Source organism: Bacillus cereus group sp. BfR-BA-01379 (genome assembly GCF_022663605.1).
In the GTDB taxonomy this organism is placed as follows: Bacteria; Bacillota; Bacilli; order Bacillales; family Bacillaceae_G; genus Bacillus_A; species Bacillus_A mobilis.
In genome coordinates, this window is record NZ_JAKUFT010000006.1 from 19621 (window position 1) to 44772 (window position 25152).

Consider the following 25152-nt stretch of genomic DNA (forward strand, 5'->3'; position numbering starts at 1 on the left):
GTAGTTATTCAAATCAATAATCGCTTTTCTTAATGAATTACAATTCGGAGAGTTCTTTCTGGACTTTTAGACGATAGTCTTTATTACCGAGTAATTTTGATTCGAACGAATTCAAATTGTTTCGAATGAGCATTCCCTGCCATAAGTTTAGTTTATCTGTTAAGATAACCATTTCAATCTTATCGCTATTATGATTTTCTGAGTATAATGCGTCGTTTGCTATAAATGCAGTTGATCCACCTTTTGCACCAAGATGAACAAAACGCGCATGGTTGCCTTCGTTCATCTGCATTGGCCACTCAAGTAAATCCCTTGCTGTTTCAGCAGCTTTCACTGGAAGTTGATCATTTGATATAACAGCTAATAACTTCCCATAATCATTGGCTGATGCACCAATTAGACGATCGGACCATACTCTTTGTAAATCTAAGGACAAGTCAAATGAATAGTCTTCACTTTTGATCGTTCCTTTTTTCATTTGCTCACTTAAATCTTTCGCTAAGTTCCGGTATTTCTCAATCGGCATCGCTTCAAGCTCTTTTACTAATTGTTTGTTCTCCGTTGATCCACTTTTCAAGTGCTCTGAAATTAAGAGAGCACTTACAATCGGATAGACTTCTTCATGTTGCGTAAGTCCAAGGGATTTCGCCCGTTCATTGATAGCTGCTGCGCCAAGCACATCAATAAGATAATCTGTATTGGCATTAGAGCTATAGCTTATCATCCCTTTTGCAACGTCATGTAGCGTTACTGCATTATTTTTAACCTTTTTTTCACTATCTATCGATTTCAGCCACTCTTCATGTGCATTGCCATCCGTTCCTTTTAAATAATAACGGGTTAACTCATCAAGTGACACAGTGCTATCTTTATCTAACAAGCCTGCATCAACCTGCATCGCATATTCTACAGCTATTAGCATCTTCACTGTGCTTGCTAATGGTCGAACGACATCTGATTGATAAGTAATTAATTCAACACCATTTTCCGCCAAGTAAAAAGATGTTGTTTGCGGATTGTCTTTCAAATGGTTCAAAACGTAATCAGGATTGTCTCGGAATACAGAGTAGCCTGCAATTCCTAACATAAGAATAATCGAACCATAAATCAGTAATCTCTTCTTTGTATATGTTTTTTTATCGAATACAATCATTGCAACAAAACCAACCACAACTGCAAGTAAATAATTTACATTGAAAAATAAAACCGCAATGATAATTGTTAGCACAATTACTAATGTCACAATAACTTTTCTAATTTCCTCTTTTGTCCTGTTCTCTTTTTTTAGTAAAGGCAAAGGTGCGGTAATTAAAATTCCTAATATCCCAATCCAAGCCCAAATATTCATACTGCCAACCCCTTTCTTACGATAGATAGAAGTGACTTAATATTTTCTTCTTAGTACCGTTATGATTGTTGTGTGAAGAATCATTAAACCTGAGATTAAAAACCAAATAACTAATTTGTATGTAGCGTAATCCAGGTGACTAATGAATTGGTCATACAATTCAATCAAAAACCATCCCAAAGGCATTAAAGGAAATACAATACCATAGGATTTATTTGAAATGCTCTTCCCACGCTCATCCTTATTCTCTTCGCCCATTTCGAATTTCAGTGAAATAAAGACTGCAATAAAGAAAATAATTACATAACTAATACGAAGAATAGCTAGAAAAATTTCCATATTTATTTCTCCTCCTATATTTCATATTGAAAAACTTCATGTAAATCCACATTGAACATGAGTGCTATGTCATACGCTAATTTTAAAGATGGATTATATCTGTTTTTTTCAAGTGAAATAATTGTTTGGCGACTTACACCGAGCTTATCAGCAAGCTCTCTTTGTGATAATCCTCGTTCAGCTCTTAATACAACAATCCTATTACGAATCTTTCTTTCGTTACTTAACGGCATCTCAGCTCACCTCTTATATTTAAAAAGGTAATATATTTTTGACCTAAAGTAAAGTTTTTTTTACATTTAGTATGAAATATATTACTTGTATTAGTGTGGGTATTAAAAGTATGTATAGAATCTATAAAAGAACTAAACTAGGATGGAATTTTAGTATTAAAAAAGTAAAGTACATAAAAAACTGCTTTTTCCTATGTGGACATTTAGAAATGAAAAATCAATGGAAGTGAAAAAAGATGACTCGTTTTATGCTAAAATTCATTTAGTGTATATTTTCGTTAAAATGTGGGTGGGCCCCCTTTTAGCAAAACCGGAGTGGAAATGATGAGTATAAACAGTTTTGTGGGATTGATAAAGGACGACTTATTAAAAGAGATAAGCATAAGAAGTGAGGATGAATTCGAGCCTGTAGTAGTTAAAGATATTCCTAGACTTTGGAAGTGTTTAGGGATAGGTAATTATGCCGCAGTATTCATGCACAAAGAATACAAAGATTGGGTAGTGAAGGTTTACGCACGAGAAGGAGAAGGAATTGAAAAAGAGTCAGAAGTATACCGAAGAATCGGAAACCATCCTTCTTATTCGAAGCTTATATATAAAGGAGAAAATTTCATAGTATTGAAACGTTTAAAAGAAATTACCTTATACGATGCTATTCATAAGGGGATTAAAATTCCTAAGCAGGTGATCCTTGATATCAATGAAGCATTAGAGTATGCAAGGGAACAGGGATTAACTCCTTGTGACGTTCACGGGAAAAATGTGATGATGGAGAACGGAAGAGGATATGTAGTCGATGTATCTGATTTCTTAAAAACAAAAGAAGATAGTAAGTGGAGAGACCTAGAAAAGGCATATTTTATATTTTATTTGCCTTTCATTTATAAATTTCCTTTCCCTATTAAAATACCATATTGGATGTTAAACATTGTTAGACGTTCGTATAGAAAATATAAGAAGTTTAAAAAGAAATTCAAATGGTAAAAGGGCCACATACTTATCTTTAGGTTAGATAAGTGAACCACTAGTAAACAAAAGGACCGTACATTTTAGATATGTCTAATATGTACGGTCCTAGTTTTATAACTTTATGAAGTAATCAGTAAGCTTTACATTTCCTTTTTCACGCAATTACTTATTTTTCCTCTATCTTTTCAATTCTTCTTTTAAGAGAAGCAATGAAGGCATCTTGATTGTTCTCGTTTTGTTTAAACCTAGGGTCCACAAATACTTTTTCTTGTTGATTTCGCAAGAATTGATGCGTTCTTTGAGCTCTGTATGGTTATACAGTGTGGTTTTACTAAGTAGGATTCTTTTTGCCACACTCCAGAAGTTAATTATATTTTTCGACGTACGAAATAAAAAGCTAAGGACCCCATAATTACAGGTACAACGAAATCAAAGAAATGGGAAACATTAAATGGAAAAAGAGAAAGAAATGGTATAAGTGCATAGATAACTGCTTGTCCTATAAATATAGGAATTCCAAATTTAAATTCTCTACATCGCTTGATTTTCCTGTATAGCACTTCTCCAATTAGACAAGCTACAAGAGCCGGTATACTACCATAAGTGACAATCGTTTTAATGAATCCTAATACAACGTTCGGATGAATAAAGCTAGGATGAGAAATATATGAAATCAAGAACCATCCAAAAATAAAAGCAAACAGACTTGCAGCATAACTAATTACAAATTTTATCAACGTAATCATCCTCACAGTTTTCTAATAGTAACTCCATTGTATGACATAACGTCCTATTAACAGTAGTCAATGATGCATATAATTTTGTTTTTGGGGGTAGGTGCATTTCTTAGCTTGATAACGATGGGATGAGTCCTCAATAGTGACAAATATCCATACTGCTATTAACTGGTTAATTAAAGAAAAATTTGTTCCACAACTCTTAAGTTATTATAATATGAAAAAATGAAATTCTCCTTCTGTAATTCATCCAAATGGTTCAATCTTCGCATCTTTTGAATTCCCTGAAGTGCTAAACATAAGAAAAATAATTAACTATCCTATGCAAGAAAGTTTAGATAGCTAAAAGCATATGTTTTATTGAAAGGATGTGATTGAATTATGGAAAAGCCGAATTGGGGAATTGGAGGATTAGTATTCGTTGGTTGCATGTTTCTTGGCGGAGGAGTGGGATCTATATTAGGCGATACTCATGCTGGATGGCTAGTAGGGATGGGGGCTGGATTTATTGGGATGGCTTTAACGAGACTGATCAGAAAGTAATATAATGGGATTCCTCTTATGGTGAATAATGTAATTAATGGCATAAGAGCTCTATAAATTATAGTTAGAACCTTATCTTTAGTATTTGTCATTTCTAAATTTCTCCATACATAGATATGATTCTCAAGTCGGAGGATGGCACCTTAGGGTGTTTTTTTTGTGCTCTCTAAAAATGCCTTACCATATAATAGACTTCGTTAGATTTCGATAATATTTTTTGTAATAGAATAGATTCATTACCGTTTCAGACCTAAGTATTCATTCATAACCTAACAGTAAAAAGGGGGATGATTAGAGGTATGGCGTGTAATGATGAATTAATTTGTCAACAGTTTGCAAGGATTATCGGTGGCCAAGAAGGGTTCGCCGGTGGAAAATGCGTGGCTACAATAAATCGGGATGAAATACAAGCAACTATCTTAGGAAAACGTTTTAGAGTAACAACTTCCATTTCATTCGAATCACGAGATAATAAAACAGGACGAGCATTATGTTTAGGCCGGATAGCGCTATTGCAAAGAGAAGTCAATGGGTTTGTTGCTACAATTATTAAACAAGGAATAATCGTTTCGTCTATACACAATGAGTGGTTATGTGATGAGCCGAATTTAATTTACGTTAATATCGAAGACGTTGATGATCCGCTAAGCTTCGCAAGGAAAGTTAGAAGAGCTTTATGCAACTAACCAATTTATCCCGCTTTAATGGGCAGTAAGACCCCCACCTCAAAATGCAGCGAAAGCAAAGAAGTTAGGTGGGGGTCGGGCTGCCCATAAAAGTCCGATTGGTGAGGGCTAATAATCAGTGGGTGATGAAGAAAACCCCCACTGATTAAAGTTTCACTTTATTTAGTTAAATGAGTGAGTATGTGGGTTAGAATATTTCAGATTGTTGACTCGTTTTATAAAGTGAAAGAAGACGTTCCATAATTGGAATGTCTTTTCTTGATGTTTTTATAATTTGGAAAACGAGGAAACGAACCTGGAGGAAGTATGTTTGAGGAGATTAAAAGGAAATGGTTTTTAAGTCTTGGCTATGGATCTATCCTCCTGTTCTAATTAACTAAAAGAAGAACTTTCCCATACCGATTAGACTACTAAGCATTCCGATTCCATTCATGGTGCCTTTTCCTACTGACAGTAAGTTTCCAAGCATTCCTGGCTGACCGTTATTCCCCCATCCCATGGGACTTACCTGTCCTCCCCATCCTGGATGGTTTCCAAAAATACCCCAGTTATTATTGGTATTAAAATGAAAAGGCTTGACTGGCGGTGATAGTAAAGCGGCAATATGGCCTGGTGCGAACATCCCTGTATGATTGAATGGTTGGGGCCATGCAGGTTTTTGAAAATTAAAACCTGCATGGCCTTGTAATGGAGCCCAATTAGCAGCATGTCCTTGGGGTATCATCCCTGCATAATGGATTGGCTGACCTAAAGGGAAGGGAGGGGGCCCGGGATTGAAACCCGTATAATTGGCTGGTGAATCCCAACCAAATGGATAGACTCGACAACTCCAAATTTCAGGAACTTTCAAATCATTCATTCCCTCAGTTTTCGCTATTTGTTGCTGTAAATATAATGATGACATTGCAATTTGGTTATTATATTGCTCTCCGTTTCCATTTGAATTCAAATACCAATATTGGTACATAAGCGCATTCCCCTCACTTTAAAAATGTAATGTTAGACTTAGCCTATGTAATATTCCTTTTTATGGATGGTTACATAACTAGATTTACAAGCCTGTATTTAAAGGAATAGGTGTGTGGTCATATTTATCCAGCTATTTGTGGGCAGCAAGACATCTCCAGCTCAAAATTCAGCGAAAGCGGCTGCTTGTAAAAATCCGACTGTTTAAAGTGTCACTTTATTTTAGAAGGGGATTTTCAGTCGCTCCTTTTGTTTATTTCAGCATAATTTAATTTTGGATAACAAACGTGTTTATCAAGGTTTAATCAACCAAAAAAATTAAAATGTTATGTTGAGCAAGTAGAATTACTAAAAAGAGAATATCCATTCGAAGAGTTTGGCAAAATACTGCAAGGACAATGTATCCTTATGCAGATATACAAACGATTTAAACTGATCAATGGAATTTATAATGAAGGGGCAAATGAATATATGAGTGAAACATTACATAAAAGAAAACCACCATATTTAATGCTTGTAATTCTTTTTATTGGGGCATTTGTTTCATTTCTAAATAACTCGCTTTTAAATGTAGCTTTGCCATCCATAATGAAGGATTTAGACATTAATGATTATTCAACGATCCAGTGGCTTTCTACAGGGTATATGCTTGTAAGTGGTATATTAATTCCGGCATCAGCATTTTTAATAACTCGCTTCTCCAATAGGAGCTTATTTATTACATCTATGGTGATTTTTATTTTTGGTACGGCCTTAGCGGCTTTAGCACCAAACTTTAGTTTATTACTTACTGGCCGGATGGTTCAAGCAGCAGGTTCTTCAGTCATGGGGCCTTTGTTAATGAATATTATGCTAGTAAGCTTTCCAAGAGAAAAAAGGGGAACAGCAATGGGGATTTTTGGGCTAGTTATGATTACCGCTCCAGCAATTGGACCGACACTATCGGGTTATATTGTAGAGTATTATGACTGGCGTTTGCTTTTTGAAATGATTTTACCGTTAGCGATCATTAGCTTACTGTTAGGGATTTGGAAATCGGAGAATGTCATGAAACAAAACAAAAATGCAAAACTTGATTATCTCTCATTACTATTATCTTCTATCGGTTTTGGCGGTTTGTTATATGGATTCAGTTCTGCAAGCTCCGACGGTTGGACGAATAAAGTTGTTTTAACAACCTTAACCATAGGCGCTATTGCCCTAATTGCTTTCATTGTCCGCCAATTAAAAATGAATGAACCGTTATTGGATTTACGTGTTTACAAGTACCCAATGTTTGCACTTGCGTCTGTAATTGCGATTGTTAACGCAGTGGCCATGTTTTCGGGTATGATTTTAACACCAGCTTATGTACAAAACGTCCGCGGTATTTCGCCGCTGAGCTCTGGGCTGATGATGCTTCCAGGTGCGGTAATAATGGGGATTATGTCACCAATTACAGGTAAACTATTTGATAAATATGGCCCGCGTATTCTTGGTATAGTAGGACTTTCTATTACAGCTGTTTCAACTTATATGCTGGCCAACCTGCAACTCGACTCTAGTCACACACATATTATTCTTATTTACACACTGCGGATGTTTGGGATGGCTATGGTGATGATGCCACTTATGACAAACGGACTTAATCAATTACCAACTCGTTTAAATCCGCATGGTACAGCTGTTAATAATACAGCTCAACAAGTGTCCGGTTCGATTGGTACTGCTATTCTTGTTACGATTATGAATTCTGTAACAAAAACAAAAGCTGAAAGTCTAATGGCGGATGTAGATCCAACAATCTTCACCGAAGCTACGAAGGCAATGTTAACTCAGAAGGCTTTATTATCCGGAATTCAATATTCATTCTATGTAGCGCTTGGCATGAATGTTGTTGCACTACTATTAGTTTTTTTCGTTAAACGTGTAGATACAAGTGCGGAAGCTGTCGAGAGGTTAAATCGGTAGAGCAAAATAAAACTTTAGATCATGATTCATATAAGTTCTTACTGTTTAGTTAGATTATGAAGAAATGCAAATGTCTGCTGCTATGGCGCTAGTATTTAAATTTGGAAATGAACCAGTGAAATAATTATATATAGTAAAAAGGATCTGATATTCATATCAGATCCTTTTTCATTAGCAACACAGTATAGTTATTTATCGTATTTGTTTGAATTGACATGAGAAGCTACTGGTTTTCCTAATACTACAATCTTTAGCTCTCAATTTCTTATAAACATTATAATAATATACTTCATTTTCATTTAGTATTTTTTCTGCAAGTTATACATGTAATAGCAACAAACAACTTAGATTACGAACTTTATAAGCAATATCATAATCGTGAATAGTTAGGGAAAAGATAAAATAAGGTAATCAATTACATATCTTTATCCCAGGCGATTCATTGCTATCTTCTTTTTATTGAATGGGATATTTTATCCCGCTTTAATGGGCAGTAAGACCCCCACCTCAAAATGCAGCGAAAGCAAAGAATTTAGGTGGGGGGCGGGCTGCCCATAAAAGTCCGATTGGTGAGAGCTAATAATCAGTGGGGGATGAAGAAAACCCCCACTGATTAAAGTTTCACTTTATTTCATGTTTTTTGAAAGGGTGTTTTTAATGGATAAAAAAGTATCTGCCATTCCTCAACCGAAAACATATGGATTGCTGGGGAATCTCCCATTAATCGATAAAGATAAACCGACCCTATCCTTTATCAAGATAGCGGAAGAGTATGGTCCCATTTTTCAAATTCAAACTTTAAGTGATACCATCATTGTCGTTTCTGGACATGAACTGGTAGCAGAAGTCTGTGACGAAACACGATTTGATAAAAGTATAGAGGGTGCTTTAGCGAAAGTTCGCGCCTTTGCTGGAGACGGATTATTTACAAGTGAGACTCATGAGCCTAACTGGAAAAAGGCTCATAATATTTTGATGCCTACATTTAGCCAACGGGCAATGAAAGATTATCATGCTATGATGGTCGATCTTGCCGTACAACTCGTTCAAAAATGGGCAAGGCTTAATCCGAATGAAAGCGTAGATGTACCGGAGGATATGACCCGCCTTACATTGGATACAATTGGTCTATGTGGTTTTAATTATCGATTTAATAGCTTTTATCGTGAGACCCCTCATCCTTTTATTACTAGCATGAGCCGTGCTCTAGATGAGGCGATGCACCAATTACAGCGGCTGGATATAGAAGACAAACTCATGTGGAGAACGAAACGTCAATTTCAGCATGATATTCAATCTATGTTTTCTTTAGTAGATAATATTATTGCTGAACGTAAAAGTAGTGGAAATCAGGAAGAGAATGATTTACTTTCCCGTATGTTAAATGTGCAGGATCCGGAAACTGGTGAAAAATTAGATGATGAAAATATTCGTTTCCAAATTATCACTTTTTTAATAGCTGGGCATGAAACAACAAGTGGATTATTATCTTTTGCAATCTATTTTTTATTAAAGAATCCAGATAAATTGAAAAAAGCCTATGAAGAAGTAGAAAGGGTTTTGACAGATCCTACTCCAACATACCAACAAGTTATGAAACTTAAGTATATCCGGATGATTTTAAATGAATCGCTACGTCTATGGCCTACTGCTCCAGCATTCAGTCTCTATGCAAAAGAAGATACAGTGATTGGTGGGAAATATCCAATTAAGAAAGGAGAAGATCGTATTTCTGTTCTTATTCCACAGTTACATAGGGATAAAGACGCGTGGGGAGAAAACGTGGAAGAATTCCAACCTGAACGATTTGAAGATCTGGATAAGGTTCCTCATCATGCTTATAAGCCATTTGGAAATGGTCAACGGGCATGTATCGGTATGCAGTTTGCACTTCATGAAGCCACACTTGTAATGGGCATGCTTCTTCAACATTTTGAATTCATTGATTATCAAGACTATCAGCTGGACGTAAAACAAACATTAACGTTAAAGCCTGGTGATTTTAAAATTAGGATTCTACCCCGAAATCAAACTATTAGCCATACTACTGTTCTTGCGCCTATAGAGGAGAAACTGAAAAACCATGAAACCAAGCAGCAAGTTCAGAAGAATCCTGCTATTATTGGAGCCGATAATCTTTCGCTGCTTGTTCTGTATGGCTCGGATACAGGGGTAGCAGAAGGTATTGCAAGAGAACTAGCAGATACAGCTAGTTTAGAAGGTGTTCAAACGGAAGTGGTAGCTCTTAACGATCGAATTGGAAGTCTGCCAAAAGAAGGGGCGGTTCTTATTGTAACTTCTTCTTATAATGGAAAACCGCCAAGTAATGCAGGACGGTTTGTGCAGTGGTTGGAGCAATTAAAACCAGATGAGCTAAAAGGTGTTCAATACGCAGTTTTTGGTTGTGGAGATCATAATTGGGCGAGTACCTATCAACGAATTCCAAGATACATTGATGAGCAAATGGCTCAAAAAGGAGCAACAAGATTTTCTACACATGGAGAAGCGGATGCAAGTGGTGATTTCGAGGAACAGCTCGAGCAATGGAAACAAAGTATGTGGTCTGATGCGATGAAGGCATTTGGGTTGGAACTTAACAAAAACATGGAGAAAGAACGCAGTACATTAAGTTTACAATTTGTTAGTCGTCTTGGAGGATCTCCTCTTGCGCGAACATATGAAGCGGTTTATGCATCTATACTAGAAAATCGTGAGCTTCAATCATCTAGCAGCGAAAGAAGCACGCGACATATTGAGATATCCTTGCCAGAAGGCGCTACGTATAAAGAAGGAGACCACCTTGGGGTGCTGCCAATTAATAGTGAGAAAAATGTCAACCGAATTTTAAAACGCTTTGGATTAAACGGAAAGGATCAAGTCATATTGAGCGCAAGTGGGCGCAGTGTAAATCACATACCTTTAGACAGTCCTGTTCGTTTATATGACCTTCTTAGTTATAGTGTAGAAGTGCAAGAAGCAGCCACTCGGGCACAAATACGAGAAATGGTGACATTCACAGCATGCCCCCCTCATAAAAAGGAATTGGAATCATTATTGGAAGAGGGAGTTTATCATGAACAAATATTAAAGAAACGTATGTCAATGTTGGATCTTCTTGAAAAGTATGAGGCTTGTGAAATCCGATTTGAACGCTTTTTAGAACTTCTTCCTGCGCTCAAACCGCGTTACTATTCTATTTCAAGCTCTCCACTCGTTGCGCAGGATTGTCTGAGCATTACGGTTGGTGTTGTTCATGCACCTGCATGGAGTGGGGTAGGGACATATGAAGGAGTCGCTTCTAATTATTTAGCTCAGCGCCATAATAAAGATGAGATTATTTGTTTCATTCGAACGCCACAATCAAACTTTCAATTACCTGAAAATCCAGAAACACCAATTATCATGGTTGGACCAGGTACTGGAATTGCACCATTCCGTGGATTCTTGCAAGCGCGTCGTGTTCAAAAGCAAAAAGGTATGAACTTAGGAGAAGCACATCTATACTTTGGTTGTCGTCATCCTGAAAAGGATTATCTTTATCGTACAGAACTAGAAAATGATGAAAGAGATGGATTAATCTCTTTACACACAGCTTTTTCTCGCCTAGAAGGATATCCTAAAACATATGTACAGCATTTAATAAAACAAGATAGAATCAATTTAATTTCGTTATTAGATAATGGGGCTCATCTTTATATATGTGGTGATGGAAGTAAAATGGCTCCTGACGTAGAAGACACCCTTTGTCAAGCCTATCAAGAAATTCATGAAGTCAGTGAACAAGAAGCAAGGGATTGGTTGGAACGTGTGCAAGATGAAGGACGATATGGAAAAGATGTTTGGGCTGGTATATGAATTTTTCTTAATTGGATAAGTAATATTTCATTCACGAACTTCTTTCGACTAAGTATAACTGTAAACAAAATAAACTGTTTTATAAAAACCCTGTATTTTTTATTGAATATGGGGTTTTCTTATTTTTAAATAAAAGGGGCGTATATGTTGATTCAAAATCCAATAATCTTTATGTATTATATACACAACATGTTAGATTTGAAATACTTAATAAAAAGGGGAAACATCAGGGAGAAGTAGACTTTAATTTAAACTCAACAAAATGCGTAATTGTTGTTACTCATTCACAAGAATTTGCAAAAAAAAATCAGATCCAGCATTTTATTTAAGTAAAATGAAGTTAGTAGTAAACGAAATTAAGAATAGTTAAGAAAAAGCTATTTTTGTCCTTAATTAACATAATTTTCGAAATGTATGAATGCTAATATTTGTTATATGATATATTTATCAAATTATTATTCATGTAGTTTCTATGATGAATCTGTAAGATAGTTTAAGGGTTGAATGTGGATTTGAAATAAAGAAACGATTTTTTGAGAGGAGAAAAGTAAATGTTTATAAGAACAGAAAGATTATTAATACGAAATTTTGAGTTCAAAGATTGGCAAGATGTCCATGAGTATACATCAGATAGCAATGTTATGAAATACATACCTGAAGGGGTTTTTACTGAAGAAGATACAAGAAACTTTGTAAATAGAAATATGGGTGAAAATGCAGAGAACTTTCCTGTGATACTGGTAGATGAAAATATTCTGATTGGTCATATTGTTTTTCATAAATATTTTGGTGACCATACTTATGAGATTGGGTGGGTATTCAATCCTAAATATTTCAATAAAGGATATGCTTCTGAAGCAGCACAAGCTACATTAAAATATGGGTTTAAGGAAATGAAATTACATAGAATTATAGCTACATGTCAGCCCCAAAATACCCCGTCATATCGATTGATGGAGAAAATTGGAATGAGAAGAGAAGGATATTTCAGGAAGTGTATACCCCATGGAAATGAATGGTGGGATGAATATTATTACGCTATTTTAGAAGGAGAGTAGTGTCTCAGAACGCATTGTTTAAATCAAAATCATAATTAAAATGTGGGCGGTTCTCTATGCCCATCAAGCTAACATTATATAAGTTTAATTTCATGTAAGATTTTTAAAAAAATTAAAATAAAGGTTAATTTTCTTAATACAGTATAGTATCTACAGCAGTTTATTCAGCAAACGGGCAGGATTGTGAAAGTATTGAGTTCGAGATATCTTCCTAAAAAACATTACTATAATAAAAGGATGACAAAATTTTTATGGTTAGTATGATAATTTGGAAACAGAAGTCAGCTTAATCTATGAAAAACTTATCAGAGGAGTGATGTAAGTGAAACAAAATGTTTACGATAATCCGAATTTCTTCAAAAACTACACAGCGTTGCGTGAAAGTGGAATAAACGCTAATGACTTCATAGAACAGCCAGCAATCAAATCATTAATTCTGTGTTTGAAAGGAAAATCGGTATTAGACTTGGGTTGCGGTGATGGTCATTTTTCAAAGTATTGTATAGAAAATGGTGCAAAAAACGTAGTAGGTGTAGACATATCCAAAAATATGATTGAACGTGCTAAAAAGTTAAATCAGGATGATAACATAGAATTTATGTGTCTTCCTATGGAGGATATGGGACTAACCAATCAAAAGTTTGATCTGATTATAAGTTCCCTCTCTATACATTACATTGAAGATTACTCGGCAATGATTCAAAAGATTAATGAACTATTAAAAAGCAGTGGTGAATTTATCTTTTCAACCGAACACCCAATAGCAACAGCTCGCAAAGGGAGCAACCATTGGATAAAAACTGAGGATGGTAATAAATCACACTGGGCATTAGATAATTATCAAGAAGAAGGAATCAGAGTACACAACTGGTTTGTTGACGATAGTGTGGTAATTTATCATCGAACAGTTGCCACATTAATAAATACTTTAATTGAACACGGGTTTTCGCTGGATAAAATAATCGAACCACAATCAACTTTGGCAGGGATAGAGAAAATGCCAGATTTAATAAACGAATCGCGAAGTCCATCTTTTATTATAATCAAGTCAAAAAAACAAAATAATATTTAAAAATATCTACCGCAATCTGGGAGCTTTTATTGAATTATGACAACAGCCGTTAAACTGTATGCATTCGAATTGAAAATATTGAACATAGGAGTGAGTGAAAATGGCATATTTACTACAAGTTGATTTTCCGTTTGAAGGTCCTTTTGGTGAAGAAATGGAAAAAGCATTTTTGGATTTAGCAAAAAGTATTAATAAAGAAGAAGGATTCCATTGGAAAATATGGACGGAGAACGAAGAAACGAAAGAAGCTGGAGGCATCTATGTATTTGAAGAAAAACAAGATGCTGACAAATACGCCGAAATGCACAAAAACAGACTGCAAGCATCTGGTATTAAAGATATTAGAGTAAGAATTTTTCACATCAATGAAAAGTTAACGAAACTGAATCGTGGTTATAGTAAATAATAAGGGTTACGGAATTCAAAAAAAGGAGGGGATAATCCCTACTTTTTTGAATTCTTCCTTTATAAAAAAATTCCTATATAAATAGGGATTCGTGTATCTTCATATAGTTCCTTGGAAAAGGTAACGTATGAGAGTTCTTAAACTTGTGAAATTGACGAGAAAGTACTGCGGAAAAAGTTGTATTGAAATAATGATTTATAAAAGGGTACGCCCCTTACTGGGAGGTAAGGGGCACAGGAAATGCAAATTTATTTGTAATTTGCTAAGTTGATTATAACATATATACCTGTCTATACATGTTACAAAATTATGAACATAACTAATATTTAGTAACTAGGAGTGATGAAGGTTGTAGGACTTAAAAATGCGAGAAGAGACCTGATAACAGGTCCGTTTTTGTTATTGTTTTGGCATATAATAAATAATGTTGATTCTCGCGTATCGATACGGGAGAAATAGAGGGAATATCTCATCGCTATACTTTCCTATGAATCTACAGAAAGAGTAGCGTGTTTTTATTTAGGAGTATTTTTTTATTAGTTTGATACCGATGTGACAATACCTCTTTATTATTTTTCAGGTTACAATACATGTATTGCATCACTAACATATGATCATTCTTAAGAATGTCATTAAAATGTTAGTGCAGCAAAATAAATTGTGTTATGATGTGAGCAAATATAAAGCTATGTAACGGAGGGATTCACATGCCGCATGTTGTGTTTCGTGGAATTACTACTGAACAATTAAAAAGGATAAGCAAGCCATTAGTAGAAGAACTCGCAGAAATCTGTGAGTGTGGTACGGATAATTTCACATTGGAACTACCAAGTTCTACGTTTGTATTCAATGGAGAAGAAATAGAGGCGTTTCCTCTTATTGAAGTGAAATGGTTCGAGCGTGGACAGGAAATTCGTGATCGATTTGCCAAGGCTATTACTACATATGTAATGGATTTTGGACTTCCAGAAGTAGAGGTTGTATTTACGGTTTTCACAGAATCAGCGTATTATATTAACGGGAAGCATTGTGCAAGTTAGAGCTATTTGAAAGATTTTTATAACATTAAGAAAAGAAATAGGAGAGAATATCCTATTTCTTTTTATTTTTATAATAAAATATAAATGCTAAATCTAAAGTAATGATAATAATTAGAAGTGATAGGTGTATAAGTGCATCAGTTTTTCCGTTTAATAAAGACTTTATAAAGAAATCCCATTCTGTTTCATAGGGAGGCTCTGACCAATTTCGTTGCATTCCGAAAGTTATTCCATTTATCTCTCCGTCTCAAAAAACTCAATCCATTCTCCATCAGGACCAGCGAAGAATATGTAACGTGTTCCATCTGGTAATGTTTCAATTTCTTCTCCTAGTAAAAAGGTTACTTTTTGTTTCTTTAGCCTTTCAATTTCATCCTCTAATGAATCCACTTTAAAGCAAATGTGATGTACTTTTCCTTCTGCCGGAAGAGAAGAGTTGTAGCCTTCAATTAATTCGAGTATCGTTTCCTTCGATTCTTCCACACCTAAAAAAGCGAGTTGTAAGTCTGGATTCGGGTGCCCCATACGTTTAATGAGCTGTAAGCCGACTACTTCTTCATAAAATGAAATAGATGTTTCTAAGTTTGCAACCATAAGTCCAACGTGTTCGATTCTTCTAACTGGCATGTAGATTCCTTCTTTCTGAAAATTATATACAATATATTATTGAAAATTAAGAAAATAAGCAAGATAAAAACCTTACAAATTTTAGTGCGTTATATGTTATAGTGAGAAAGTATGTTTGGGGAGAAGGAAGGAGATTATACGATGAATACACCTACTCAAACTCCTTCATTATCGGCAACGATGAAAGAGTGGCATTATGCATTAGCGTATGAAATTAAACATTGGAAAACGATAGGTGGTAGTAAAATTTCTATCATGAACGGTCGTTTTTTATATACAGATTATGAAAGTACAGTATACGTATTTCAGCTTATTTCGGAAGTAAGCTTACCTGAAGGTTCACCGATTCGAATTGAGTTTGATGGTGAAGAAGCGACAGGGGAAGTATTATCTGTACACGGATTAGAAATAGAACTGAAATTAAATGATTATATACAAGGTGAAATACGAGAAGCTGTTTTATACAGTGAACCGTGGCAATTGCTAGAGCAACTACAAGAGCGATTGAAAGAGGCACATAAAGATAAGTTAAAACGTAATCGTATAAAGCGTCTTGTTGATGGGACGAGCAGTCCAAAACATATTGAGAAGATGAAAAATCCGAAAAATGAATTGGCGTATCGTTCGTTTTACAATCCGACAACGTACGTGTGGGGACCACCTGGAACAGGGAAGTCTTATAATTTATCACGTATTATTTCAGCGCATTATCAAAAGGGAAAATCGGTACTTGTGCTAGCTCATAGTAATGCGGCAGTGGACGTATTAATGAGTGAAGTAACGAAGCAAATTGAGAAGAAAAAGAAATGGACGCCTGGCGAAATTGTTCGTTACGGTTATAGCCAACATGATCATATACGAAATCATGAAACGTTGCTTGCATCGAAGTTAGTTGAAACGACGAACGGATCTTGGGGAGAAGAAAGACTCTATTTAGAGGAAACACGACAAGATCTCCGTGAAAAGATTTTATCATATAAAGCGACTTCTGCTGATAAGAAGCGTATACAAGAGATTGAAAGTGATCTTCGAAAGCAAAAAGCGAAAATTAAAGAAGTAGAAAAAGAATACATTGAAAATGCAAAAGTAATCGGTGCAACTTTATCGAAATGTGCCATTGATTCACTGATTTATGAGCGTACATTTGATTTAGTTGTCGTAGATGAAGTGAGTATGGCATATGTGCCGCAAATTGCATTAGCTGCATCACTTGGAAAACGCATCGTCGTATGTGGTGATTTTTTACAGTTACCTCCAATTGCAATGGCGAACCATGAACTCGTTCGAAAATGGCTCGGGGAAGATATGTTTTACCATGCCGGGATTGTTGAGTCTGTCAATAAGTCAGAAGGGCATCCGAACCTCTTTATGCTGCAGGAACAAAGACGTATGCATGCGGATATATCTAAGTTTACAAACTCATTTATTTATAAAAATAGAGTGTATGATCATCCGTCTGTTTCAGAACGTAAAGAACTTGCGCAATTGCAACCATTCGCAAATGAGGCGAGTGTTTTATTTGATACGAGCTTAATGGGGGCCTTTTCGTTAAAAGACGCTGCTTCAGGTTCGCGTTTTAACATTATGTCTGGTTTAGTAGCGATGCAAATGATGTTAATCGGACTGTTAGATGGTGTTCAATCGATCGGTGTTGTTACACCTTACAGGGCACAATCCCGCTTTTTATCAACGTGCATTAGAGAAATGTTGCAGAGAACGAAATATCAAAACATACCTGTTTTAGCAGCGACGGTTCATAAGTTTCAAGGGTCTGAAAGAGATATGATGATATTTGATACAGTGGATAGTTATCCGCAAGAACGACCAGGCGTGTTATTCTTTGACCATAAAAACCATCGCCTCGTCAATGTAGCTGTAACGAGAGCGAGAGGGAAGTTCATTCAATTATCAGATTGCCATTATATGCGTAAAAACCTTTCGAGAAAACAAGCGTTATCACAATTAACAGCTCATATAGAACGTCATGGAGATGTGTATGATCGCACGACATCAAGACAATTGTGGGAACGAAAAATTTCGAAACGTTTACGCTGGTTTATGGAAATGAATCTTGAAGAGCCGAAATGGTTATTGAAAGATATTTTAGCTGCAAAAAGAAAAATCATCATTTCACTTCCAAGTACAAAACAAGTGGATAAGCGAGTATGGCAAGTGTTAATGCGTACAAATGCGCAAATAACAGTGTATAGTGATGGACCAGTTCCGTTAAAAAATGTAAAGTTACAAAGACAAAATAAAGCATTCCCATTTATCGTAATCGATGATGAAATCTTTTGGGCAGGAGCACCGCTCACATCTCAAATGATGTTTGAAGGTAGTATGGAATTCCCATACGTTTGTGCAAGATTACAAGCACCGGAAACAATTGGTGTGTTAAAAGGATTTTTAGATATTCGGTAAATTCGGATAGGAATTCCTTGACTTTTAATCGGAATGAACTTAGAATGAATGTAATTTAATATAATTTTATGAAAATTCTTATCGTGAGAGGTTGAGGGACTGGCCCTATGACACCTCGGCAGCGGATTCTTTATGAATACTGTGCCAATTCCAGCAAGGTAACTTGAAAGATAAGAAAGAAGCTCATTTTGACTGTATATGCAGAAGCCTCTTTCTATCTTTTAGAAAGAGGCTTTTTTATGTGAAAATATAAGGGGGAAGAAAAATGGGAGCGACAGGAGTAACGTCACAAAGAAAAACAATTGAAGAGAGTATTGAAAGAAATAAGGAAAAGTACATAGAAACAAGTCACGATATTCATGCGAATCCGGAGATTGGTAACCAAGAGTTTTATGCATCAAGAACGTTGAGCTTATTGCTAGGAAGCGCAGGATTTCAGTTGCAGCACAATATAGCTGGACATGAAACTGGTTTTATCGCGCGAAAAAGTTCAGGAAAACAAGGGCCAGTTATCGCATTTTTAGCTGAGTATGACGCTTTACCAGGACTTGGTCATGCGTGTGGTCACAATTTAATTGGCACAATTAGCGTTGCGGCAGCGATCGCATTATCAGAAACGCTTGAAGAAATCGGCGGAGAAGTTGTCGTGTTTGGTACTCCGGCTGAAGAAGGAGGGCCAAACGGTAGTGCGAAAGCGAGTTATGTAAAAGCTGGTTTGTTTAAAGATATCGATGCGGCACTTATGATTCATCCGAGCGGAAAAACTGCGACAACGAGTCCTTCACTAGCAGTCGATCCACTTGATTTTCATTTTTACGGAAAAACAGCTCACGCCGCAGCTTCACCAGAAGAAGGAATTAACGCATTAGATGCGATTATCCAGCTGTACAACAGCATTAACGCACTTCGCCAACAACTTCCGTCAGATGTGAAAATTCATGGTGTTATTACTGAGGGCGGGAAAGCACCTAACATTATTCCTGACTACGCCGCAGCAAGGTTCTTCATCCGCGCAGCGACGAGAAAAAGATGTGCGGAAGTAACAGAGAAAGTAAGAAACATCGCAGAGGGAGCAGCACTAGCAACAGGTACGAAAGTGAAAATCCATCAATTCCAAAATGAAATCGATGAACTACTCGTAACAAAAACATTTAATGACGTCGTAGCCGAAGAACTAGAATTACAAGGTGAAGACGTAAATCGGAAAGAAAGATTTGGCATTGGTTCAACAGATGCAGGAAATGTAAGCCAAGTCGTACCGACAATTCATCCGTACATTAAAATTGGTCCAGACGATTTAATTGCACATACGAATGAATTTAGAGAAGCAGCACGTTCAAAATTAGGAGACAAAGCGTTAATTACGTCCGCAAAAGCACTAGCAAATACGGCGTATCGATTAATTACAGAAGAAGGGTTGTTAGAGAAGGTAAAGGAAGAGTTTAGAGAGGCACAGAGGAATCAAGGATAGATGGTTAAAGGGAGTGGGGGGATCCACTCCTTTTCTTTTTTGCGTAACGCTGATGCTAAGATTTTTTGCAGTAAAATCAATGTTAGTGGAACTTTTTTAATTAAATTTTTTCAAAATTAACATAAATGCTTGCAATATTTAAATTAGTACTATATAGTTCTAGTTATGACAAAGGTAAAATTAATGAATCAAAAACGTGTGATTGAAGTAGCTGCAACATTATTTTTAGAAAAAGGGTTTGCTTATACAAGTATGGATGAATTAGTACGTGTAAGCAAAGTTTCCAAGTCTAATGTGTATTATCACTTTTCTAATAAGGAAGTATTATTAGAAGGGGTCGTTGATTATTGGATTGAAATGTATCAATCTGCAATTGATGACGTACTTTCTCAGAACCAATTTTTAGTTGAAGATCGTATCCAACTGTTTTTAAAGCAATTATCACAAGGAGTTCAGTCGAGAGAGTATAAGGGGAGCTGTCCATTTATTACTCTTTATATTCAAAGTCCTAAACAGGCCACGCAAATAAAAGAAAAAATAGGTCTTTTTTTTACAGGATTACAAAAGAAAGTTTCTCTATTACTTAAACAAGGGGTAGAGAATGGAGAATTCAGAAATACGATTAATATTGATGAGGTTGCATCACTTTTTATTACAAATCTTGAAGGAGCTTTATTTATTTCAGAAACATTGAAGGATGCAACTGTAATTACGAAAACAGCAGATCATTTTTTAAAATTGCTTCGATAAAAGAAGCTTTTTTTTTACATCAAATTAGTACTGAATAGTACTAAAAAGGAGAGTTTATATGAGAACAGTATTTTTAATTGGTGGAACAGGCTTTATTGGAAAGCAATTAGTAAAAGAATTAGCCAAAGAGGATGTTAAAATTCTTCTTTTAGTGAGATCGAAAAGTAAAGCAACACGCATTTTTCAAGAAAGAGGCATCTTAAAAAAGGCAGTTCTGCACTTTATTGAAGGTGATTTGACGAAAGTAGATTTAGGTCTAAGTGCTGAAGATAAGGAGAGGGTATTGAAAACGGATGTGATTATTCACGCAGGAGGCCCCATGGATATTCAAGCGACAAGTAAAGAGGCAGCTTCCGTATTTTTAAATGGCGCCAAACACATTAGTGAATTAGCTAAAAGCATTCATCAATTGAAGGGCTTGCAACAATTTATTCATGTTGTAGGTTATATGAGTCCCTTTGATGATAAAAATAGCAAGATTGCAATTGATGTGTTTAAAGAAGGAAACAATTATTTGAAAATGAAAAATCCATATGAGAGAACAAAATTTTTAGCAGATCTTTATATCCGTCACCAGGCATCAGCAGTAGGTTATCCGCTTTCTGTAATTAATCCGCCAACTGTAGTCGGTAGTAGCAAAACAGGGAGTACAGAGCAGATAGCAGGATTAGGTTTGCTTGTGATGAGTATGCGAAGAGGGCTCATGCCAGTGATTCCTGGAGGTAAGGGATATAGGTTACCACTTATTTCAAACGATGAGCTTGCGAAGTTTATTGTGCAGGTTTTCAGATTGGAGCAACCGACTATACAAACATATACACTTGTTGAAGACAAACAGCACGATCAGAACATTGCTGAATTATTAAGTATTATGTCGGAAAGTATGAATATGAGGGCACCAAAAATCTCTGTCCCAATGCCACTTATGAAAGCAATTATGAATAGTGGAGTAAGTAAAATAACAAAAATTCCTTCTGATGGACTGAATTTTATTACAAAACGAAAATTTTCAAATGTTTCAGCGAAAAAAATTATGGGAGGAGATTGGTTTAAGAAGACGAGTGTAATGAAATTTTTCCCTGCCGTAGTAGCTGATTTGGATTATCGAATGATGCATCAAAATGGCCAGCATAATCATTTATTTAAACGAACACTATGTGATAACACTACCCTTTACCAATTACAAGGAGAGGGTAAACCGTTTATTTTATTACATGGTTTATTGAGTGATGGAGAGGATTTATTTCCTTTAGGACAAGAGCTTCATGAAAAAACTGGTCAACCTGTATGGATCTTGGATCTTCCAGGTTTGGGACGTTCTCCTTTTAAACAAGAGAAAAATCTTCTAGATATCTATTTGAATGTAGTGAAAAAGTTATTAGAGAAAGCTACGAATGGGGCACATCTAATTGGTCATTCATTCGGTGCGTTTATTCTTCTGGAAGCATTGGTACAAGAGTACATAGATAAGAAGTATTCAATCACTTTACTTCAGCCGCCTATTGCTAAAAAAAATGCTAAATCGCTAAATGTTCCCCAATTTATGAACAAATGGACATTAAAATTGGCAACTACTAATTTGATAGAGCGTTATTTATTAAGTAATGGTTTGTTTGAAAGTATGGAGAGCATCCCTGAACATTATATCGAAAAAATAAGTAACAGTTTTACTTCTCCTAGAATTTTAAATACTACGGTTCAGCTTAATAGTTTACTACTGAAAAACGATCAAGGTAATTTCAATGAAGTAACAAAGTATAATCTTCACATTATTTGGGGGGATTATGACAGAGGTTATTCTGCTCCATCGCATCTTGGTAAGGTTGATTTTGTTCCATATGGCCATCATTTTCCTCTTAGCCATCCGAGTGAAACGGCAACATTAGTAATAAAAAATAGTAATACTATCGGATGAGAGTGTGAGATAAATAAAAAGTTTGTAGTAAGATCGTTGTGTCTTTGAAATAAAATCGTACTGTGTGGGAGCCCGCCCCATCACTATCAGAATAAGAAACGCAAATACCTCAAAACGAAAAAATGAGCATTTTGTTACAAGTTATCACAAAATTTTCGTTTTTTGGGTAGTTTTATTTTCTTAGATTGATTGCGATGAGCGGTACCCCATAAAGGCCCCTGATACATAATTGATGTTCTGCCATTTGTAGAAAACAATCCACTTATACCATTTTAACAAGAAGAAATATCTCGTCCATGTTGTAATATTGGCTTACGTTAAACTTGTGAAAAAATCATATTCATGTATAATACAATTGATGTATGATACATTAGTTGTAGGAGGGTGACCTTTTTGAAAAGAGAAGATGCCTTAAAACTAAGAACAGATATTAAGAAAATGATTATAATAACTGGGGTTTTTGAATCTCAAAATTTGCCCAATGGACCATTTGAAAAACCTTTACCAACTTCTCAAATGATGGCGTTAGAGGAACTAGAGGTGGAAAAACTAACTGTTTGGCAACTATCCAATAAACTTAGATTAGAGACTTCAACTGTAAGTAGATTGGTAGATAAGTTAGTAAAAAAGGGGCTTATTTATCGTGAAGTAAATGAAAAAAATAGAAGAGAAATTTTTCTGCACCTCACAGAAAAAGGTCACATAACTGTTAATTGCTTAAGAGAGCAATCCGTTGCATTTTATCAAAGTATTCTCAATAATTTATCAGAATCAGAACAAAAAATAGTTGTGGATGGTTTTGAATTATTTATTGATTCTATTTCTAAGCCTTTTGATTAGAGTGAGGTAAGTCATAACATTTGGAGGATAAAATGAGTTTGCATTTTGAACGTCCTATTATTGAATTAAAAGAGAAATTTGATGAATTAAAGAAAATTATGAAAGAAAATAATGTAGATTTATCGTCAGAAATTCATGAATTAGAAAAACGTTTAAATAAAATGCAAGATAAAATTTATTCTAATATTACACCTTTTCAACGAGTTCAAATTGCAAGGCTACGTAACCGACCCACGACAATGGACTATATACCTTTATTGTTTACAAACTTTCTCGAACTTCATGGTGATCGATTATATGGTGATGATAAAGCAATGATAGGTGGTATTGCAAAATTTAAAGGAATGCCCGTTACGGTTATTGGTCATCAAAGAGGTAGAAATACAAAGGAAAGTATAGAAAGAAATTTTGGAATGGCACATCCAGAAGGTTATAGAAAAGCGCTAAGACTTATGAAACAAGCTGATAAATTTAATCGCCCTATTATTACATTTATTGATACAATAGGCGCCTATCCAGGGATAGGGTCTGAAGAACGTGGAATTTCTGAAGCGATAGCTCGAAATCTATTTGAAATGACTACACTTCAAGTACCAATTGTTTGTATTGTAATTGGAGAGGCATCAAGTGGTGGAGCTCTTGGTATTAGTGTCGGTAACCATATCCATATGTTAGAGTATTCATGGTACTCGGTAATTTCGCCAGAAGGAGCAGCATCTATCCTATGGAAGGACGCTAAGTATGCTCCAGAAGCTGCTGAACATATGAAAATTTCAGCAAAAGATTTAAAACATTTAGGAATTATTGATGAAATCATTCCTGAAATTAAAGGTGGAGCACAAAATGATATAAAATCACAGGCAAAAATGATTGAATCTGTAATCGAATCATCTCTAAAAAAATTGATACTATTATCCTCGGAAGAGCTTATACAACAGCGGTATGAAAAGTATAGACAAATAGAGAATTATAAATGAAAATATTTAAAGTCCGTATTGCATTTCGGAGGATTCTTGCGAAAAAATTTTAAATATTTTGTAAGTAACCTCTTAAACTGGGATATGCTGATAATATTACTCTACAAAAGATGTGTGATCGGTATGGAAAAGGAAAATTTGTTCAAATGGAAGCATTATCACATACCCATCAACTTAAGAAATTGATTGTTCCCCAAAACGATAAAATGAGCTGAATTCTCATAAATAACTGGGGGGTATCTCAAAAGCTTAGGTTGATGGCAATGGGCTACCGCCAACAAGACACGAATTTTGCATGCTAAGCAAAAAAACAATAAGCTGTCCACATGGACAGCTTATTTACATAATTCTTGTTATTGGAAGTAAAGTAAACCCCTCTTATTGGGGTACGAACACTGTTCTTGTTATAATTAATCTTTTTCAGAACGTCTATAATTCTCTTTTAAAAAATATATGTAAATATAATAAAAAACAAATGATTAATAGAAATATTCTACGCCACTCGTTTTTTATTGGACTTCTTTTTACTGTACTTTTATTTTCTTTATGGGTTATTAGAAAAATAATTGTCTATATAAGTCTTTATTTTTTCAAAATCCTTTTCCATAAATAAGATTGCTGGTACTTCAATTATTGGAAGATTATTTTCATTATCAAAAGGTGGACACGGTTTGGGAACTACCAAATAGTCAACTGAGTTTTTATCCCTAATATAATTAATTGAAATATCATAATACTTAGAAAAATATTCCTTCAAATCATCCTGATTCCTTAAAAATGGTAGAGAAAATATTGAACCATAATTTATACCAGCGTCGACAATTAATACAAAGCATATTTTTTTCATGATACACTCTCCTCGTATAATAAGTTTTAAGTTAATAACTGTTCCTTGAAAATTAAATAGTTTTTATCTTCAAGAGCTAGATCCAAAAAATGATGTATGGGT

General features: G+C 35.3%; 22 protein-coding genes, 1 pseudogene and 1 riboswitch. Of the genes and pseudogenes, 15 read left to right on the forward strand and 8 right to left on the reverse strand.

Annotated features, from left to right (window positions below):
• Positions 1-37: 37 nt before the first annotated feature.
• Genes MR113_RS03825 through MR113_RS03835 form a run of 3 tightly spaced genes read right to left on the reverse strand, consistent with a single transcriptional unit; the run spans position 38 to position 1920 of the window.
• Positions 38-1348, reverse strand: a complete 1311-nt coding sequence (locus MR113_RS03825; protein ID WP_242251192.1) for a serine hydrolase — start codon at positions 1346-1348, stop codon at positions 38-40.
• Between the two features lie 36 nt (positions 1349-1384).
• Positions 1385-1687: a hypothetical protein gene (locus MR113_RS03830; protein ID WP_061677752.1), complete on the reverse strand. Its 303-nt coding sequence runs from the start codon at positions 1685-1687 to the stop codon at positions 1385-1387.
• Positions 1688-1701: 14 nt separating this feature from the next.
• Positions 1702-1920 (reverse strand): helix-turn-helix transcriptional regulator, encoded by a 219-nt coding sequence (locus MR113_RS03835; RefSeq protein WP_242251194.1) that lies wholly within the window; start codon positions 1918-1920, stop codon positions 1702-1704.
• Between the two features lie 324 nt (positions 1921-2244).
• On the opposite strand from MR113_RS03835, the gene MR113_RS03840 reads away from it, so the two are divergent.
• Positions 2245-2904 carry a protein kinase family protein gene (locus tag MR113_RS03840; RefSeq protein ID WP_242251196.1) on the forward strand — a complete coding sequence of 220 codons (660 nt, stop codon included), beginning with the start codon at positions 2245-2247 and terminating at the stop codon, positions 2902-2904.
• Positions 2905-3257: 353 nt separating this feature from the next.
• On the opposite strand, the gene MR113_RS03845 is transcribed toward MR113_RS03840, so the two are convergent.
• Entirely contained in the window at positions 3258-3635 is a 378-nt protein-coding gene (locus MR113_RS03845) for a hypothetical protein (protein WP_242251198.1), read from the reverse strand.
• 372 nt (positions 3636-4007) lie between these two features.
• Between MR113_RS03845 and MR113_RS03850 the strand changes: the two genes are divergently transcribed.
• Together MR113_RS03850 and MR113_RS03855 are read left to right on the forward strand one after the other, a co-directional pair.
• Positions 4008-4169, forward strand: a complete 162-nt coding sequence (locus MR113_RS03850) for a hypothetical protein (RefSeq protein ID WP_242251200.1) — start codon at positions 4008-4010, stop codon at positions 4167-4169.
• 299 nt (positions 4170-4468) lie between these two features.
• On the forward strand, positions 4469-4855 hold the full coding sequence (locus tag MR113_RS03855) for a DUF1259 domain-containing protein (protein WP_242251202.1): 387 nt from the start codon (positions 4469-4471) through the stop codon (positions 4853-4855).
• Positions 4856-5231: 376 nt separating this feature from the next.
• Here MR113_RS03855 and MR113_RS03860 read toward each other — a convergent pair whose 3' ends face one another.
• Entirely contained in the window at positions 5232-5822 is a 591-nt protein-coding gene (locus MR113_RS03860; RefSeq protein WP_242251204.1) for a hypothetical protein, read from the reverse strand.
• A 470-nt stretch (positions 5823-6292) separates the two neighbouring features.
• On the opposite strand from MR113_RS03860, the gene MR113_RS03865 reads away from it, so the two are divergent.
• The 6 genes from MR113_RS03865 (at position 6293) to MR113_RS03890 (ending at position 15202) form a co-directional block, all read left to right on the forward strand.
• Positions 6293-7771: an MDR family MFS transporter gene (locus MR113_RS03865; RefSeq protein ID WP_242251213.1), complete on the forward strand. Its 1479-nt coding sequence runs from the start codon at positions 6293-6295 to the stop codon at positions 7769-7771.
• A 657-nt stretch (positions 7772-8428) separates the two neighbouring features.
• On the forward strand, positions 8429-11626 hold the full coding sequence (gene cypD, locus MR113_RS03870; RefSeq protein WP_242251223.1) for a bifunctional P-450/NADPH--P450 reductase: 3198 nt from the start codon (positions 8429-8431) through the stop codon (positions 11624-11626).
• A gap of 551 nt (positions 11627-12177) precedes the next feature.
• Positions 12178-12684, forward strand: a complete 507-nt coding sequence (locus MR113_RS03875; protein WP_061677742.1) for a GNAT family N-acetyltransferase — start codon at positions 12178-12180, stop codon at positions 12682-12684.
• 322 nt (positions 12685-13006) lie between these two features.
• Positions 13007-13756 (forward strand): class I SAM-dependent methyltransferase, encoded by a 750-nt coding sequence (locus MR113_RS03880; protein WP_048543649.1) that lies wholly within the window; start codon positions 13007-13009, stop codon positions 13754-13756.
• 100 nt (positions 13757-13856) lie between these two features.
• Positions 13857-14162, forward strand: coding sequence for a monooxygenase (locus MR113_RS03885; protein ID WP_061677738.1), 306 nt, complete (start codon positions 13857-13859; stop codon positions 14160-14162).
• A gap of 707 nt (positions 14163-14869) precedes the next feature.
• A complete protein-coding gene (locus MR113_RS03890; RefSeq protein ID WP_001120967.1) occupies positions 14870-15202 on the forward strand; it encodes a DUF1904 family protein in 333 nt (110 codons plus the stop codon).
• A 52-nt stretch (positions 15203-15254) separates the two neighbouring features.
• Here the strand turns inward: MR113_RS03890 and MR113_RS03895 are convergent.
• Together MR113_RS03895 and MR113_RS03900 are read right to left on the reverse strand one after the other, a co-directional pair.
• A pseudogene (locus MR113_RS03895) lies at positions 15255-15440 on the reverse strand (hypothetical protein); the annotation flags it as partial.
• Positions 15437-15829, reverse strand: a complete 393-nt coding sequence (locus MR113_RS03900; RefSeq protein WP_229134557.1) for a VOC family protein — start codon at positions 15827-15829, stop codon at positions 15437-15439. The pseudogene MR113_RS03895 and the gene MR113_RS03900, both read right to left, overlap by 4 nt.
• A 111-nt stretch (positions 15830-15940) precedes the next feature.
• Between MR113_RS03900 and MR113_RS03905 the strand changes: the two genes are divergently transcribed.
• The 6 genes from MR113_RS03905 (at position 15941) to MR113_RS03930 (ending at position 24203) form a co-directional block, all read left to right on the forward strand.
• The gene (locus MR113_RS03905) at positions 15941-18250 is read left to right on the forward strand and encodes an AAA domain-containing protein (RefSeq protein WP_242251231.1); all 2310 of its coding nucleotides are present in this window, start codon (positions 15941-15943) and stop codon (positions 18248-18250) included.
• 75 nt (positions 18251-18325) lie between these two features.
• Positions 18326-18427, forward strand: a riboswitch (SAM riboswitch).
• 88 nt (positions 18428-18515) lie between these two features.
• Complete coding sequence (locus MR113_RS03910) at positions 18516-19721, forward strand: M20 family metallopeptidase (protein ID WP_242251241.1); 1206 nt, start codon at positions 18516-18518, stop codon at positions 19719-19721.
• A 183-nt stretch (positions 19722-19904) separates the two neighbouring features.
• Positions 19905-20471 carry a TetR/AcrR family transcriptional regulator gene (locus tag MR113_RS03915; protein WP_001072320.1) on the forward strand — a complete coding sequence of 189 codons (567 nt, stop codon included), beginning with the start codon at positions 19905-19907 and terminating at the stop codon, positions 20469-20471.
• A 58-nt stretch (positions 20472-20529) separates the two neighbouring features.
• Positions 20530-22386 (forward strand): alpha/beta fold hydrolase, encoded by a 1857-nt coding sequence (locus MR113_RS03920; protein WP_242251243.1) that lies wholly within the window; start codon positions 20530-20532, stop codon positions 22384-22386.
• A 393-nt stretch (positions 22387-22779) separates the two neighbouring features.
• Entirely contained in the window at positions 22780-23226 is a 447-nt protein-coding gene (locus MR113_RS03925) for a MarR family winged helix-turn-helix transcriptional regulator (RefSeq protein WP_242251258.1), read from the forward strand.
• A gap of 32 nt (positions 23227-23258) precedes the next feature.
• Complete coding sequence (locus MR113_RS03930; RefSeq protein ID WP_242251260.1) at positions 23259-24203, forward strand: acetyl-CoA carboxylase carboxyltransferase subunit alpha; 945 nt, start codon at positions 23259-23261, stop codon at positions 24201-24203.
• A 544-nt stretch (positions 24204-24747) separates the two neighbouring features.
• Here the strand turns inward: MR113_RS03930 and MR113_RS03935 are convergent.
• On the reverse strand, positions 24748-25050 hold the full coding sequence (locus MR113_RS03935) for a hypothetical protein (RefSeq protein WP_242251262.1): 303 nt from the start codon (positions 25048-25050) through the stop codon (positions 24748-24750).
• Between the last annotated feature and the right edge of the window lie 102 nt (positions 25051-25152).

Bases quoted from the DNA above. Each gene is read 5' to 3' on its own strand.
- MR113_RS03825 (WP_242251192.1), bottom strand. From the start codon at position 1,348: ATGAATATTTGGGCTTGGATTGGGATATTAGGAATTTTAATTACCGCA.
- MR113_RS03900 (WP_229134557.1), bottom strand. From the start codon at position 15,829: ATGCCAGTTAGAAGAATCGAACACGTTGGACTTATGGTTGCAAACTTA.
- cypD (WP_242251223.1), top strand. From the start codon at position 8,429: ATGGATAAAAAAGTATCTGCCATTCCTCAACCGAAAACATATGGATTG.
- MR113_RS03885 (WP_061677738.1), top strand. From the start codon at position 13,857: ATGGCATATTTACTACAAGTTGATTTTCCGTTTGAAGGTCCTTTTGGT.
- MR113_RS03855 (WP_242251202.1), top strand. From the start codon at position 4,469: ATGGCGTGTAATGATGAATTAATTTGTCAACAGTTTGCAAGGATTATC.
- MR113_RS03910 (WP_242251241.1), top strand. From the start codon at position 18,516: ATGGGAGCGACAGGAGTAACGTCACAAAGAAAAACAATTGAAGAGAGT.
- MR113_RS03845 (WP_242251198.1), bottom strand. From the start codon at position 3,635: ATGATTACGTTGATAAAATTTGTAATTAGTTATGCTGCAAGTCTGTTT.
- MR113_RS03920 (WP_242251243.1), top strand. From the start codon at position 20,530: ATGAGAACAGTATTTTTAATTGGTGGAACAGGCTTTATTGGAAAGCAA.
- MR113_RS03840 (WP_242251196.1), top strand. From the start codon at position 2,245: ATGAGTATAAACAGTTTTGTGGGATTGATAAAGGACGACTTATTAAAA.
- MR113_RS03915 (WP_001072320.1), top strand. From the start codon at position 19,905: ATGAATCAAAAACGTGTGATTGAAGTAGCTGCAACATTATTTTTAGAA.
- MR113_RS03865 (WP_242251213.1), top strand. From the start codon at position 6,293: ATGAGTGAAACATTACATAAAAGAAAACCACCATATTTAATGCTTGTA.
- MR113_RS03875 (WP_061677742.1), top strand. From the start codon at position 12,178: ATGTTTATAAGAACAGAAAGATTATTAATACGAAATTTTGAGTTCAAA.
- MR113_RS03830 (WP_061677752.1), bottom strand. From the start codon at position 1,687: ATGGAAATTTTTCTAGCTATTCTTCGTATTAGTTATGTAATTATTTTC.
- MR113_RS03890 (WP_001120967.1), top strand. From the start codon at position 14,870: ATGCCGCATGTTGTGTTTCGTGGAATTACTACTGAACAATTAAAAAGG.
- MR113_RS03935 (WP_242251262.1), bottom strand. From the start codon at position 25,050: ATGAAAAAAATATGCTTTGTATTAATTGTCGACGCTGGTATAAATTAT.
- MR113_RS03835 (WP_242251194.1), bottom strand. From the start codon at position 1,920: ATGCCGTTAAGTAACGAAAGAAAGATTCGTAATAGGATTGTTGTATTA.
- MR113_RS03860 (WP_242251204.1), bottom strand. From the start codon at position 5,822: ATGTACCAATATTGGTATTTGAATTCAAATGGAAACGGAGAGCAATAT.
- MR113_RS03850 (WP_242251200.1), top strand. From the start codon at position 4,008: ATGGAAAAGCCGAATTGGGGAATTGGAGGATTAGTATTCGTTGGTTGC.
- MR113_RS03930 (WP_242251260.1), top strand. From the start codon at position 23,259: ATGAGTTTGCATTTTGAACGTCCTATTATTGAATTAAAAGAGAAATTT.
- MR113_RS03905 (WP_242251231.1), top strand. From the start codon at position 15,941: ATGTTTGGGGAGAAGGAAGGAGATTATACGATGAATACACCTACTCAA.